Annotated in this window: 17 protein-coding genes and 1 pseudogene; 3 read left to right on the top strand and 15 right to left on the bottom strand. The window is 50.8% G+C overall.

What is annotated here, in order from left to right; genetic code table 11:
- Positions 1 to 118: 118 nt before the first annotated feature.
- From AACY07_RS08560 to AACY07_RS08510, 11 genes and pseudogenes are all read right to left on the bottom strand, one after another.
- The gene (locus AACY07_RS08560; RefSeq protein ID WP_339474397.1) at positions 119 to 961 is read right to left on the bottom strand and encodes an HNH endonuclease; all 843 of its coding nucleotides are present in this window, start codon (positions 959 to 961) and stop codon (positions 119 to 121) included.
- Entirely contained in the window at positions 951 to 2,564 is a 1,614-nt protein-coding gene (locus AACY07_RS08555; protein ID WP_339474396.1) for an ATP-binding protein, read from the bottom strand. Before AACY07_RS08555 ends, AACY07_RS08560 begins: the two co-directional genes overlap by 11 nt.
- A gap of 14 nt (positions 2,565 to 2,578) precedes the next feature.
- Positions 2,579 to 2,989: an EcoRII N-terminal effector-binding domain-containing protein gene (locus tag AACY07_RS08550; RefSeq protein ID WP_339474395.1), complete on the bottom strand. Its 411-nt coding sequence runs from the start codon at positions 2,987 to 2,989 to the stop codon at positions 2,579 to 2,581.
- A complete protein-coding gene (locus tag AACY07_RS08545; protein ID WP_339474393.1) occupies positions 2,982 to 4,907 on the bottom strand; it encodes a DEAD/DEAH box helicase in 1,926 nt (641 codons plus the stop codon). The genes AACY07_RS08550 and AACY07_RS08545 overlap by 8 nt, the downstream gene beginning before the upstream one ends.
- A 100-nt stretch (positions 4,908 to 5,007) precedes the next feature.
- Entirely contained in the window at positions 5,008 to 5,529 is a 522-nt protein-coding gene (locus AACY07_RS08540; RefSeq protein WP_339474391.1) for a lysis system i-spanin subunit Rz, read from the bottom strand.
- Positions 5,526 to 6,059, bottom strand: a complete 534-nt coding sequence (locus AACY07_RS08535) for a glycoside hydrolase family 19 protein (protein ID WP_339474390.1) — start codon at positions 6,057 to 6,059, stop codon at positions 5,526 to 5,528. The genes AACY07_RS08540 and AACY07_RS08535 overlap by 4 nt, the downstream gene beginning before the upstream one ends.
- A 57-nt stretch (positions 6,060 to 6,116) precedes the next feature.
- Positions 6,117 to 6,389 carry a hypothetical protein gene (locus tag AACY07_RS08530; RefSeq protein WP_339474389.1) on the bottom strand — a complete coding sequence of 91 codons (273 nt, stop codon included), beginning with the start codon at positions 6,387 to 6,389 and terminating at the stop codon, positions 6,117 to 6,119.
- Positions 6,376 to 6,708, bottom strand: a complete 333-nt coding sequence (locus AACY07_RS08525; protein ID WP_339474387.1) for a hypothetical protein — start codon at positions 6,706 to 6,708, stop codon at positions 6,376 to 6,378. The genes AACY07_RS08530 and AACY07_RS08525 overlap by 14 nt, the downstream gene beginning before the upstream one ends.
- Positions 6,708 to 7,349 (bottom strand): hypothetical protein, encoded by a 642-nt coding sequence (locus tag AACY07_RS08520; protein WP_339474386.1) that lies wholly within the window; start codon positions 7,347 to 7,349, stop codon positions 6,708 to 6,710. The genes AACY07_RS08525 and AACY07_RS08520 overlap by 1 nt, the downstream gene beginning before the upstream one ends.
- Before the next feature lie 78 nt (positions 7,350 to 7,427).
- Positions 7,428 to 8,123, bottom strand: a complete 696-nt coding sequence (locus AACY07_RS08515) for a hypothetical protein (RefSeq protein ID WP_339474385.1) — start codon at positions 8,121 to 8,123, stop codon at positions 7,428 to 7,430.
- A gap of 325 nt (positions 8,124 to 8,448) precedes the next feature.
- Positions 8,449 to 10,680, bottom strand: a pseudogene (locus AACY07_RS08510) (phage tail protein); the annotation flags it as partial.
- 131 nt (positions 10,681 to 10,811) lie between these two features.
- Here AACY07_RS08510 and AACY07_RS08505 point away from each other — a divergent pair.
- Complete coding sequence (locus tag AACY07_RS08505) at positions 10,812 to 11,171, top strand: hypothetical protein (RefSeq protein WP_339474381.1); 360 nt, start codon at positions 10,812 to 10,814, stop codon at positions 11,169 to 11,171.
- A 133-nt stretch (positions 11,172 to 11,304) separates the two neighbouring features.
- A complete protein-coding gene (locus tag AACY07_RS08500) occupies positions 11,305 to 11,634 on the top strand; it encodes a hypothetical protein (RefSeq protein WP_339474380.1) in 330 nt (109 codons plus the stop codon).
- Positions 11,635 to 11,916: 282 nt separating this feature from the next.
- Here the strand turns inward: AACY07_RS08500 and AACY07_RS08495 are convergent, their stop codons facing one another.
- Positions 11,917 to 12,249, bottom strand: coding sequence for a phage holin, lambda family (locus AACY07_RS08495; protein WP_169885330.1), 333 nt, complete (start codon positions 12,247 to 12,249; stop codon positions 11,917 to 11,919).
- Between the two features lie 269 nt (positions 12,250 to 12,518).
- Between AACY07_RS08495 and AACY07_RS08490 the strand changes: the two genes are divergently transcribed.
- Positions 12,519 to 12,734, top strand: a complete 216-nt coding sequence (locus AACY07_RS08490) for a hypothetical protein (RefSeq protein ID WP_339474375.1) — start codon at positions 12,519 to 12,521, stop codon at positions 12,732 to 12,734.
- A 171-nt stretch (positions 12,735 to 12,905) separates the two neighbouring features.
- On the opposite strand, the gene AACY07_RS08485 is transcribed toward AACY07_RS08490, so the two are convergent.
- The 3 genes from AACY07_RS08485 to AACY07_RS08475 form a co-directional block, all read right to left on the bottom strand.
- The gene (locus AACY07_RS08485; RefSeq protein ID WP_339474374.1) at positions 12,906 to 13,139 is read right to left on the bottom strand and encodes a hypothetical protein; all 234 of its coding nucleotides are present in this window, start codon (positions 13,137 to 13,139) and stop codon (positions 12,906 to 12,908) included.
- Positions 13,136 to 13,486 carry a hypothetical protein gene (locus tag AACY07_RS08480; protein WP_339474372.1) on the bottom strand — a complete coding sequence of 117 codons (351 nt, stop codon included), beginning with the start codon at positions 13,484 to 13,486 and terminating at the stop codon, positions 13,136 to 13,138. The genes AACY07_RS08485 and AACY07_RS08480 overlap by 4 nt, the downstream gene beginning before the upstream one ends.
- A gap of 109 nt (positions 13,487 to 13,595) precedes the next feature.
- The coding region (locus tag AACY07_RS08475) for an IS3 family transposase (RefSeq protein WP_339474677.1) at positions 13,596 to 13,704 on the bottom strand (109 nt) is incomplete at its 5' end.

Below are 13,704 nucleotides of genomic sequence, written 5' to 3'. Positions count from 1 at the left end.
CCCTAGAAAAAACCATAAACCCTTACAGCCGCCATAACCTAAAAACAAAGAAATCCAAAATATTATGATCGACCAAAGTTATTATTTACAACCTTGACCGATCAATGAAACAATAATTTTACCGAAGCATTTCTTTCACCTCATCTAGTGAATAAGGCGGTGTGCGGCGATGAGTAACAGCATGACAATTCGGGCATAGTGGCAATAAATCCTTTTGGGGATTAATAATGTATCCAGTGCCAATCATGGACACTGGAACAACATGATGTACTTCAATTAAACCCGCCGCAGCCGGACCGTAAATTTCGCCCAAGTCCAGATTGCATGCTTTACAAGAAAAACCATGGATCGCAAGCGCTACCGCACGATTCCGCCGATCTCGCTCATAAGCGTTAACTTCAATTCGAGTTTTCCCTCCTTCAGGAAACCCATCAAAATCAGAGACCTCTCCTTCGTCTTCCTCTACCTCCAGAGGGAGAAGAGCAAATATTGCTGCCAGCGAACGAGCTGTCCAGAGTCGAAAATGAACCATATCTGACTCTGAATCACCTTCGTTTATATTAAGCATGCCTTTTTTAATTATCAGGCTTAAACTCCTCCACGGGACGCACCATGTAGAGTCGTCTCTTGGATCGCTAGTTACATTATTTAGAGTAAATATCACTTCAGCACCAGCCTCATGGCAAACTCTAAGTACTGCGCAAAACGCCTCTCGACGGACGAAGTCCGCAGCCCCCATTGCGTTTAATAGCTCACCAGCAAAAGTACCAAGACGAAATTGAATTTCAACACTTCGCCATCCAACAATTAACCTGAGGGCAAAGGTTTGTCCAGCCGGGTGCCCAGCAGGCAATAGTTCAAAATAACGATTTCCTTCGCCATTTCGCCCGCCTATGCCTGTGAACTCAAGCCCAATTTCAGCACTGATATATCCAGCCAGACTTTCAGCATCAATCGACATTATTCTGCTCAATATCCGGTTCTGGCAGAGATTCCACTAGTTTTTCGAGAATCCGAGAGATCTCGTATCTCATATCTTGAAACAGAGAGGCCGTGTTATCTTGAACAGTGGACAACTCAGCTACAGATAATGCCCACATCAAGGAATCCAAACCTTGCATTGTAACGCTGCGCCCAAGATTTGGAACATAAACCTTATGATAATATGGATGACTTGTATTAATCTGAACAGCTTTATGTTGTTCTATTAGAGCCGGCTGAAAAAGAAGACCATTATTAATTCCGTCAACAGGTTGCACAAAAACCTCACCTGGACGCTTAGCTGATGTAATAGCAAGTTTTAAACGCATCTTACCGTGTTTGTTTTCTACGATTGCCTCACCTGCGTCAGCATCCGAAGCTTTTACAATTGGACCACCAGCAGCGGCTTCCCGGTTCCGGATATTTGAATTGGAGTTATCATGTGCTCCTTCACCTTGCTTCGAAAATATTTTCTGCTGCCCTATACGAGAACGTCGATTAGCCTCCCGTCGAGGCGCTGGCAAAAATTCAGTCTTTAGCCATTCTGCAATATCTTCATTAAGAATGATTTGAGATTTCTTAATATCCAAATGAAATGCGTCATCTAGATCATGACCAAACGAGAACTCAACTCTCAACAAAGCCAAGTGAGTTTCTTTCTGATATAAACCCAACCAATCGGCAGCATGAATTAAACGATTTTCACGATAAATATATATACCTTGTCGTTCATTAGAAAGGTATGCGTTCGAAGCCGCGTCCTCAGAGGGGAACTCCTCCTTGCGGGGTAAGATCCAAGCCTTAACTTCAAAGTCAGCTTTGCTTCCACTCTGTTGCTGAGTAGTGATTGTATCTTCTGCCACAAGCTCTGAATAACATCGCTGAAATGGATCCCACCCAACTACTGGTTTACCATTGAGCTCTATTCTTACATTTGCACCCCTTATATCATTGGCATCAAGAAACCGTTGATAAACCATAGCTAGGTGAAATCTAAGAGCCTCCTCTTTTACTGACAAAGCCTTCCTAGCATGTTTCCCACCTGGATCGGAGTAATCTTTAAGTAGACGATCAACATCTTCCCAAAGGACTACGGTCCCCGCCCGTTCAGGAGCAACTGAGTTCAACAACTCAAGAGCCTCATCATCACAATCTTCAGTAAGCAGTAAAGTCCACTTATTACTCTTTGCTACATGGTGCAAGTCCCATGTAGCCATAGTCACAGGACCAAACCCTTCAGCACGAGAAATTACTGAAAGCCGTTTGCAAAATGCTGTCGAAGCAGTTTTGAGCCCAAGACCATACTTTCCTAAGCTAGCAGCATTTGGTCTTACTTCAGAGCCGTACTTCATTGCATTTATCAACCCACGCCGATCCATACCATCGCCATCATCTGCGATCAATAATCGGATATTACCTTTCAAATCTGCAGCAAGTGAAAGCTGAATTAGCGATGCATTAGCCGCAATTGAATTATCTACTATATCTGCAACAGCAGTATTAAATTCATAACCCGTATCACGAAGACCAATTATTACACGCTCGGGGTCCGGCGGCAGATCATACTCTTCTACATTATCCATACACTATCCCTCTATTAAATTCCTACTACTCGCCACCCGGTCCCGAGTTGCAAAATTTTTCCTTCACCTTTAGATTTTCGCTTGCGCAAATACTCAATACAATAGCGATCGTCATCTAGCGATAAAATTAGTTCATCCCCTGCAACTAGAGCAGCCTGCCTGATAAACTTCGTCATTCTTGTTAACCGGTATTCATTACGCGTACCCGAAAAAAGTGCATTATTATAATAAATATAAGCAAATTCCCAGCACACACCACTATCATCAAGAAACTTCAAATGTACGCGAGGATTATATCGCTTCGCGTCAAGACCGGGAAAGAAAGAAAGAATTTCAGGATCTTTAGGTACAAGTATTCCCGCCTGATGCCCTCCTGTTTCTCCTGTATCATTGGCACTCAATGTTTTTACAATTTTTCTACTCAAGGCTATCCCTCCGCTTCAATGGCGATCGACTCAAGGCCTTAACAATATCCCCATAATCCCCTTCAACACCAACAACGCCAATCACTGCGGCGCTTGAAATTTCCCTTTTCCTCACTAACCGATCATTCACGACATCTTCTACTGTATCTGCAACAAGTAATCTATGAACAGTTACAGGTAAAGTTTGACCCCTCCGGTAAGCGCGAGCAGAAGCCTGATCTTCCAATGCTGGATTCCACTCTGGATTGTAATGAATAACATGATTAGCTGCTGTAATATTAAGCCCAGAGCCTCCCGCCTTCGGATTGAGAACTAATGCAGCACCACCCTTAATAGCGCTAAACTCATCAATCAAAGGTTGTCTATCATCAATATTAAGTCTCCCATCAATAACACCTACAAACTTATTAAAACTTTGGTTTATATGACGAGAAATCATATCCGCCATTGCTGTAAATGACGTGAATATAATAACCTTCTGACCACAAGCAAAAATCTCTTTAACAATTTCGTCCAGACGACGGAATTTTGAAAATGACATTGGGCTGGCAACATCAGATGTACGATCCATTAAGCTTGGGTGTGAGCAGAAGCGCCTAAGTGAAGTAAGAGCCACCAAGGTAGCTGCAGCACCATACTCTTCAAAAATTCGCTTTCGCTCAGACTCGTACAACAAAACCTCACTATCATCAAGTTCTATTAGCTGAGGTATATCTATACGTGCAGGCAAATCCTTTGCAACTTCAGCCACTTTTCTACGGAGAATTAGCGGTGATGCAAGCACCTCTAATTTGGCAGCACCTTCAATACCATCTGGGAAATTTCTTACAAAGTAACCTATGTCTCCAAGATAGCCAGGCCGAACAAAATCCATAATTGACCACATATCAATCAAGCTATTTTCCACCGGCGTACCTGTCATTGCGAGTCCTACTTCGCGCCTCAGCCTCTTAATTGCCTTAGTTCGCCTCGCTTCTGGATTTTTAATAAATTGCGCTTCATCAAGAACAATCACCTTCCAAAAAATCATATTAAGCAGGCTATTATCAATCACCACACAATCATATGATGTTACTATAACATCGTATGCTTCGAGCTCTATTGGTCGTCCGGTACGAAACGGTCCATGATGTTTTAAAACTTTCAAATGCGGGGCAAATTTAGCGATTTCACGACTCCAATTTTCGAGAATAGACCCAGGAGCCACAATCAAAGCGGGACGAAGCTTAAGGCCAGCCGAATCACTCAAAACACTAATCACTTGTAACGTTTTACCCAGCCCCATTTCATCGGCTAATAGGCCTCCAATCCCTTCAGCGAGCAAATATTTGAGCCAGCGCCATCCTGCATGCTGGTAAGGATATAGCGTTGCTTTAATACCAATAGGTAAATCATCAGTTGCAGGAGCAAAAGCCATCGGCGAAATAGACTTTTCATCCATTTTATTTTCTACGGGTCCCCCTGTAGCTGAAGCTTGACAGATTGCAAGAAACGCCCTAAGCGATTGTGCCGGACCTATGGTTATTCCATTGCTATGGAATAACCCCAATACTTCGCCTCTACTACAAGGATCAATGGGATACCAGACACCATTGCTTATAATATGGCCGCGCTCTAAATCAATTAACTGAAGATCAATGACTATGCCTCTGCAGGTCGCAACAACGGAGTATGCCGGGATACCCAAGCATTGTTCTCGAATGACCACAACCGCGACCAAAGGATAACGCGATACACGCAACCCTTCGACGGAGTTAGGAGCTATCGGAAGCTCGGTTGAGCACCTCTCGACAAGGGATTGATAGATTTTTTCCATAGACGGAATGGCGCCGACGCCGAAACCATCAATCAACCATAGTTCATTCCCTCTAATTTCCCAGCGAGCCTGCAAAACACAACCTCCTATGTTGTATTCCATTCTGATTTTTTTCTTTTACAAACTTCAATCAACATATCATGCCATTTGTAGTTTTGTGCGATGTTCTTAAGAGTCAAAATTCATGCCACGCGACTCCCTTTTACTGATGATGTAGTGCTTCAATATATGCTTGGCAGGCCTGCAGCGCTATCAGTCCCTGGTCGCCGTCGCCGGTGATCCCGATAATTCGTTGAGCATGCGCTGCGTCAAGTCGGGCTCTATGGGCGCCATAAACCACGCCGCCGGTGCTGGTGGTGGGTTGCATTCCGTCACAACCAGTTGCTGCGGCGTCGAGTTGGACTGACAACCGCAGGTCAGCAGTAGCAAGACGATCACGTAGGCGTGCTTGTTTGGTTGTTTCATCGGTAAGGGCTCGATAATAGGCTTTTTCGCTGGCTGCCAGCCATTGCTCCAGGGCGAAGCGCTTGCTCTGCTCCACCAGAATTTGCGCAGAGTGGGCATTGGCCAGATTGGTGCGCTCGGTTTGGTGGACAGCTTCTTTGGCGGCTAGTTGCTGGCCGTAGGCGTTGGCCTGCCACCCACATGCGGTCCACGCGCTGCCCGCCATCAGGGCCAGAATAATCAGCACTACCCCGCCCCACTTCACCGCGTCGATCTTCACGCCAACACCTTAAGCGCCCGGGCGTACAGCGCCTGCCGATCGACTGCACCATTCTGGCCACCGTTGATGCGCTGGGTGATCTTGTCGAACTGGCCCGCGTCGGCCAGGGTGCTCAGGCCCTTGGTCGCCCAGAACCATGCAGCTGACATGCAGGCGTGCTGTGGTTTCTCCAGCAGCTCGGGTTGCGTGATCAGGTCAAGGCCCAGCGCTTCACCGCACGCTATGTAGTTAGCCCGGCCGGTGATCTGGATCAGTCCACGCCCCCGGTACTTGAAGCCGTCGCCGACCTCGGTGTTACCCAGGTCTTTGCGGCCTTCGTATCTGGCTTGGGCGGCCGTTGGGCCCCAGATTTCCTTGACGTATTTGAGCTGGCCGGACTCATGGCCAATCTGCGCGATAAAGGCTGCAACGCGCTTGGAGCCGATAATCTGGTACCGGTTCATGGAGGTATTTAAGGCAGGAACAAAAACGTCGGCCACTTGGCCGGCGTTCGGGAGGATCTGCAGCAACTGCTGCACAGTGATGGGCATGACTTTCTCCAGGCAAAAAAATACCCGCACTTGGCGGGTTCGGTATTGCTGCACGGCTCAGCTTGGCCGTGCTGGCCGCTGACTTGAATCGGGATAGCCCTCTGCATCCAGCTTCCAGGCTCGAACCTGAGTACGGTAGTCACGCCACAGGCGCTCTGTGCCCCCTACCTGCTCGCCATCCTCGATGGCCTCCAACTGCTCAGCCACGAACTTACGCTCCTGCTCGACCCACTGGACTTCGACAGCAATTAAAGGCGCCAAGCGTGCAGCCTCGGCCTCAGCTTTGATATCTGCTGCCTTACGCAGTTTTGACCAGTCAATATTGTTCATAAGTCGCCCCCTCAGTGGCAACAGGCAAAGGCCCTGGCAACTCAACCAGACCATTCTTGGTGACAGTTATGGGAACCGGGAACGCCTGCGCCTGGCTGTAGTTCCAGGGGTTTGGCAAAATCAGGGCCAGCTGGAGCTCGCCATTGACTCGGATTACATCCCCGGAAAACCACTCTGACTTGATTGCGTTTCTAGGCAATATGTCCCCTTCGCCCACCTTGGAAAAGTCAAAGACCTCGCCATCAACTGAAAGGGTATCACCTGCTTTTCTATAACTAACCGTATCGTCTCTGCGCTGAGGACTTAATGTGAATTTCATTATTTCCACCTCCCCATTGATTGAAAGGAAACTACATAAGACAGGGACGTGATACTTCCGTATGCAAAGGACGGATGTGAAGCAGATGGACTAACACCCATGTTCACACCCGCGTGATACCAGTTCACGCCATTGTTGTAATGCTGCATAGCACAGTAAAGTAGACCTCCCGCACCATTAATGCCTATATAGAACCCAAATGAAACTGTGGTCTGTACATTGCCAGACCCTTCCAAGAAGGGTGCCGGCTGTTGACTTTCATCATCCCAAGATGCCGCCTGCCCGGCTAAAGTTGTTACGTTTCTGAGTTGCGCACCCCACGTCAACATCGTCCCATCTGCGAGCTTTATAAAGTTGCCATTAGCGTTGGAGCCCTTCTCTATAATGGCACCGTTAGCCATCGTACCCACCAGATTCGCAACAGCCGCAGATCCTAAACCCAGTCCAGATCGAGCCAGCTCCTGCGTAGTGCCGCCTGTACCGCCCCTCTCAATGGGCACTACGTCTCCGGTCGAAACAAGGCTTTCGACCTTCTTATACAGCTCCTCTGTCATCGCATTGATTTTAATACTGGCCACCCGCGGTGGATCACCACCCAGTCCCGTTGGCGGCGTCCCCAGGATGATTTCTTGCCGTGCCATGCTGTTCTCCAGGCGAAAAAATACCCGCATCTGGGCGGGCTGATAGTGGGTGATGAAGTCGGTCCCAATACGTACTGATTACGTGCCCGGTAGCCTCGCGAACACTGCCGAAGGCTGGCCGATGTTTGTCCAGACGCCACCCGGCCTGTTGGTGATGATGAACAACTGCAGTCTGTTTGCCCCGTAATCAAACCTGATTCCGGCAGTGTTCCAGACGGCAAGCCCGGGGTTCAGTTGGCCCCGGGAGAATGGGTTGATCATGAAGTACTCGTCTGCCTTCAAGGGCCCCACAGCTCCATTTACCCAGTAATAAGCGTTGCCTAGTGGAGGGTGCTGCGTGCTTCCTGCATACGCCCAGGTGTGGCTGGCTCTGGTCATGATCACGGGCGCGGCCCCGGAGTCGTAGACCAGCGCCCCAGCGGCAGACCACAACCTCAGGCCATACTGAGCCGCCGTGCGCGAAGCGAACACGGCCGCAAACCACTTGCCGGCAGGTCTCCAACTGACGTTGTTGGCCGAAACGCTGAACCCGGTCCAGTTACCCGCCGAGCCATTGATAGTCATGCCGTCGTAGAGTTCGTGGGCTCTATCCGGCGAATTGCGAATGAAGATACACGGTGGCTCTTCGGTCGTTATGGGCGCAGGAAATAACACCCGCGCAACCCTGTCCCCGGTGGCGGCGTATGTCCCGTTGTAAACCGAACACAGCCTGGGGGTTTCCGAGTCAATCTGAATAAATGAGTCATCGTTACGGACTGTCAGACCAAAGCTCAATTTCGGTACCTCATCGCCAGCAACCTGAAGGCTATGGTGGACCCATAGCCAAACTTGGGGTCTTCGTTAGGGTGCAATGATCGAATACTCACATACCCGGCCCCGACCGACATAAAGGGCATGGCTTCCGTGTTGTATCCGTAAATCGCCGGATTTACCGGCAGGATTGAAGCCGAGCACTTGGCGGGGTCAAACCCTGCAATGGGGACTGTGATCACAGCCCCCCGACTCAGTTGATAGCGCTGGTTATGGATTACCTGATAGGTGAAGTTATCGGTGTCCAGCTCGATAGCCCCCTTTTCACTCCACGTCCTTAATCCAAAGCTCATTCGGTCAGATCTCCCAGCTGCACGCGCTTGGTGTCATTGGCGTCGTATACGCGCAACGATCTGTGCGTCATGATCATCCTGCCTTCACCCGGGACGCTGCCGTTGATTTCAAACGTACCGGACTTGTCCAAACGCCAGCCGCTGATACCGGCCACATAGTTGGTCGAAGCGATGTACTCGCCAATTTTCGCGTTGGTGATCGTGCCGTCCTGAATAAACGTCGATGCCATAAACACCTGCCCGTTTTCAACCACAAACGGCGTAAATACCTGCCCGCCTGCCAGCGCACCCACCACCGCAAAGCGATCGGCACTAACCAGAAACTGGCTCTGCAAAACACCTTCAGCGTTGGTTTCGATGCCCAGCCCGATACCGGCTGTGACCAGTTGCCCGTTGGCATTAACCTGCATTTTGACCGACCACATGGCGCTGGCCTTGCCTTCGAACTCAGCCTGGGCCTTGCTCACGACTTCCACGGCGGCAGATGTTTCACCCACCTCAGCCTGAACCCGGTCGGTGCGTACTGCCTGTGCAAAGTCACGCTCGGCAATCACTGACATCAGCGATTCGGCACCCGCAGAATAACGCTCATCCCCTGCACTGCCGTTTTCATCACCGGCAGAGCCTGAGTCGATATAGGCATACACACCATCGACTTTCTCAGCCGTTGCAGTGACCTTGCCGTCGAGGGTTTTCACGGTACTGGTGAGCGAACTCAAGCCGCTGGCCGTGGCTTCGAGTCCCGTAACCGGATCTGTAACCTTGGCGTTGATCGCGTTGAGCTGCTCGACCTGCGCCGTGATCTTGCCGTCGTGTTCGATGATGCTGGCCGAGTTCCTTTGCACCTGCAGCACCAAGGCGTTGGTGGTTTCGGCCAGGGTGCCCATGTCGAGCCAGTACGTGGCGTCAGGCGGCGGATGGCCGGCGGTAGCTGCGATCGCCTGAAATAGACGATTGCCAAAGCGCACGACTTCGCCCGAGGCATAGTCCTTGGTGTTGTCGTACTCCAGCGCATCGGTGATTTCACCTATCAGGTCTTCTAGTTCCTTTTTGGCTTCGTTGAGCCGGTCATTGACCGACCCCGGCCCGCTGCCATCGATCAACTCGATCCGATCCAGCAACTCCTTGCCCAACTCGGTTTCGCCAATCTTCCCAGCGATCAACTCCAGCACCGGCCCAGCCTCAGCACTGGCCTGCCCCATCACCCCGTTTTTGACCGGGTAAAACAGCCCGAAATTGCCGGTGCGGTCGACCAGCCGTGCCCAGAAGAAGAACTGCGCGCCCGCGGCCAAGCTTTGCAGGCGGTAATCATTTTGCGGATAGGCCAGATCCGACAGTTTGGTGGCGTTCTCCAGGCTGTTGGATGGGCTGTACCAGATTTCGGTGCGCTGAGTGTCTTCTGCCTCTTCCGGGAAGCCCCATTTGAGGCCGATTTCAAACAACCTGCTTTGGGCGCTCAAGTAGCTGACCGCAGGAGGCACCCCTTCCTTGCCGTTCAGTTGTGTCAGCTGAGACGACTTCCAGATCGAGGAAATATCAAACGCACTGACTGCCCGCACCCGGGCCAGATAAGCGCCCGCGTAGATGCCGGTGACGTCGACGTTGGACGAGCCCGTGCGCTGCATCTTGGTCCAGTTGCCGCTGTCCTTGCGCCATTCCACGTCATAGGCAACCGCGCCGGGCACCGACTCCCAGGCGATGGTCATTGTGGTCACGGCCAAACCTTGAGCAACCGACGAATTTGACGCCAGTGTCACGCTGGCCGGCGCCGGTACCACGGTGATCGGAATCACGCTGATGGGCCGCTCTTCCAGCCGGGCGCCGGTGTCGATATGCGCGAACTTGCTCGGGTCATACTGCACGGCCGAGATTTCAAATACGCCGGGCTCTGGTCGCGACACGCAGGTGACCCGGTAAAGCGGTACCGCCAGATCGTCAGCGTCCAGGCACCAGACAAGTTCCGGTTCAGGTGCGACGGAGTACGCCGTGGTCACCGTTACCTTGCGCCCACTGACCAACTGAATCGTTCGGCCCTCACACTTGCCGTCGGGCAGATTGAGAATCAGGCGATCGCCCGGCTTGGCCGAGGTCTCGCGATCCAGGGTAATGACCTTGCCACCCACCGCCGACACCAGGCCACCAACCGGCCGCCCTGCGATCAACTCGTCAGCAATGGGGATCACATACCCTGGCAATGGAATACGCCCTGCCAGACCGGTTCTGAACGTATGGCCTGTCCATGGGTCATTCCTCCGTCAGATATCTACAAATGAAATAAAACTTTACAAGATCCTATTTAAGGATCAAGATCCTGAAATAGGATTCGAAAGGCGAATCTGGAAAGCCTATGGAGAGCCTCATGCGCACACCAATTCAAACCGCAATACTTTTGTCAGTACTTTTCAAGCGGTCAGAGCTCAGCCGCGTTCGGATTAGCCAAAAAACCTTGAAGCTTCTGTCGTACCGGTTCCGCTTGAAATCTGCTTTTGTCGTTTCCGTTTCTGACGCCCTTGCCGACTTTGGCTTGTATCTGATCGAGTTGGACACTGGCGGTTACGCCCTTGTATCGGCAAAAAGCCTGGAAGGCGCTAAAGCGGTCACGGCAAAACGCCTGATGGGGGATATGTTGAAGCGGCTAGTTGACGGTTCTGAATTGGACTTCGAATCGCTGGAAGAGGAGGCTCTTGCGGAAGCTGAGGATCCGGTTGAGGAGGACTAACTCCATAACCCGTGCCGCATTCACCTGCGGCACACCTACAAAACTCACCTCGGCTCAATGACAAGTGTACGTATTGTGCCGCCAGTGCAGATGTTGCGCTTGGTAATTGTCCGACTACGAAATGGAAAACTCCATGTCAACTTCAATCGATACGTATGTAATAGCCGATCATGCAGCGCACTTTGTTGCGGCGAGCTATATCTTGAGCGGCGCCCTTCAGGGCACTCCAGAGGCAATACAGCGCGCCCAAACGTACCTCAGTTTATGCGAGAAAAGCCTTGAAGATGCTGGCTACCTTATAAGAGATGTTCAGGTTCATTCTCACCCGCCTGAAACACCCACGCACATCAAAGACCAGGGACAGATTGTGCTCATCCCACACAAAAATGGGTCTATGCTCAAGGTCGACATGAATAAATGTCAGGATATTTTCGGATCAGTTTATCCAGACACATTCAGGTAACAGCGCGCTGAGATTGCGGTCGGCTAAAAGTGCCGGCTGACTTGGCAAGCGAGCAAGCGAAACACATGAAGCCCAGCAGCAGGTTTGCCTTGGACAATGCCAACAAGAGCAGACCTACACCTTAAATCTGGCCGATCTGCTTGATCGGTTCACTGACATCAGCCTCAAGAGCATTGATCGAACTCAGGTCGCGGTAGCCAGTCTTTTTCTTGTTCTGGTTGCCCATGGTGATTCTTGATTTATGTGCGCCACAATTTGGCGCATTCGAAAACTTGGAGCTACTTACTCAGGCCCGCGACCTGGCAACTTGAAACCCGTAAAGCGATCGGCATAAGCCCGGATCTTGTCGACCCCAAGCAAGCCCACCATCCCACCAATGATTCCAGCCGCCGACTGTGGGATACCCAGCAACTCCAGCCCAGAGAGAATTGCGAGGGTAATGAAGCCGCACAACAGACTTTCAAGGATCGCCGCCTTGCGGGTGCCGCCGCCATAGATGATGCGCAGGGCGGATATCGATACTGCCAACCCTGCCGCGTAAAGCGCGGGCGTGTGCTGACTGAACCAAGCAAGCACGAGCAGCCAGGTGTCCGGTTTCTCGGGCATGTTGTTCATCTCGGTTCCTCCCCGTCAGGGAGTTAGGGATACGACAGGCCATGACCTGCGGATTGAATCAGCCCCTGCAGCACTCCCAGCTTGAGGCGATGGGTGTGGTGGGGCCGAAAACGAAAAACCCTCGCACAATGCAAGGCTTTGAGTAGACGCGGATCACTACCGAAGCGTTGGGGGGATGTAACTATCCGGGGCATCCGGAGCCATGCTGATTAGTGCAATTCAAATTGCCTGCTAAGGTTGAGTATCAAACTGCCCCCCAAGGAGACCCCATGAAAATCAGCGAACTGATAGGCCTGCTGGAAGCCAAAAAGAAGGAATATGGCGACAAGGAAATACGAGTTTTCTCTCATGACGGGTTTCGCCCCATCGTTGACGTGTCGCGGGGGGTGTCTTTCGACGGGGAAGACTTTTTGATCTTCGAACACGTTCGAAACTGGCCAAGCAAGACTGGCGAACCTTCCGGTAAGAAACGAGATAACGCCTAGAATACCGCGACAGCTATTTACTAGACCAAAATCCTCACAATAAAAAACCCGGCTCTATGGCCGGGTTCCTTTGAGCAAGTTGCCGCAGGCAAAATACTCAATATAGTTAAAGGATGCCGTCAGCCGGACATTTAGTCAAGGGTCGTGGCATCACTTCCACATGATTCTATTTCAAGGCAAAAAGGTAAACTCATCAGTTTTTGAAGAATCTAATTTTAGCTCAAGAGGTATATCCCGATAAGTACAGGTTTTTTTAAGGCTATCGCATTTGACATGGGGTGTCGGTAATTGCGTTAGGTTGTCCCAAGTATCTTGGTCATGAACCCATATTTCCGATGGCGGTACCCCACCATTACCAATCTGATAAGTCTGACTTGCGTCCATAAGTCCACTTATAGTGCTCATGCTGCTTCCTTCATCACGATGATACATCTCGAAACCGGCACCAGGGCCGCCTTGTCTAAATCATTACATGCTGCGAAGCACAGGTCGATGAACCCGCCCCATTCTCGCCTCCATTGCTCCGAAGAGAGCTTCAGATCGTAAACTCGTAACAGGTGAGCACGGAAGGACTCTGGGGATGGGAACGGATCGATCCCCTCACTTTGTCCGCCCTGATGCATCTGACGGTAACGGTGTATCACTCCCATCGACACATAACGAGCACGCTCAAACTTTTTAGCTGTCATCCTAGGCCCCATGCGATATGCAGCGATGAAGAGTGCTTCCTCGGCCTCCTCTTTGTCGTCCATGGTGGCCAGCGGGCTATACATGAAATTGCCAAAAGATTTAAGTCGACTGGGTAAGGTGTCAATGGCGTGCTGTATCCGTGCAGATATTGACTGAATCGCCCCGGATTCTCTAGACACCTTGCAAGCTCATTGCGTAACGCTTTTCAAACTCTACCGGTGACAGCCGATTGTTGAAACCATGGCGGCGTTTTGCGTTGTAGAACATCTCGATGTAATCG

Source organism: Pseudomonas sp. RL_5y_Pfl2_69 (assembly GCF_963970465.1).
Classification (GTDB): Bacteria; Pseudomonadota; Gammaproteobacteria; order Pseudomonadales; family Pseudomonadaceae; genus Aquipseudomonas.
This window is presented reverse-complemented; position numbering and strand designations above follow the sequence as displayed.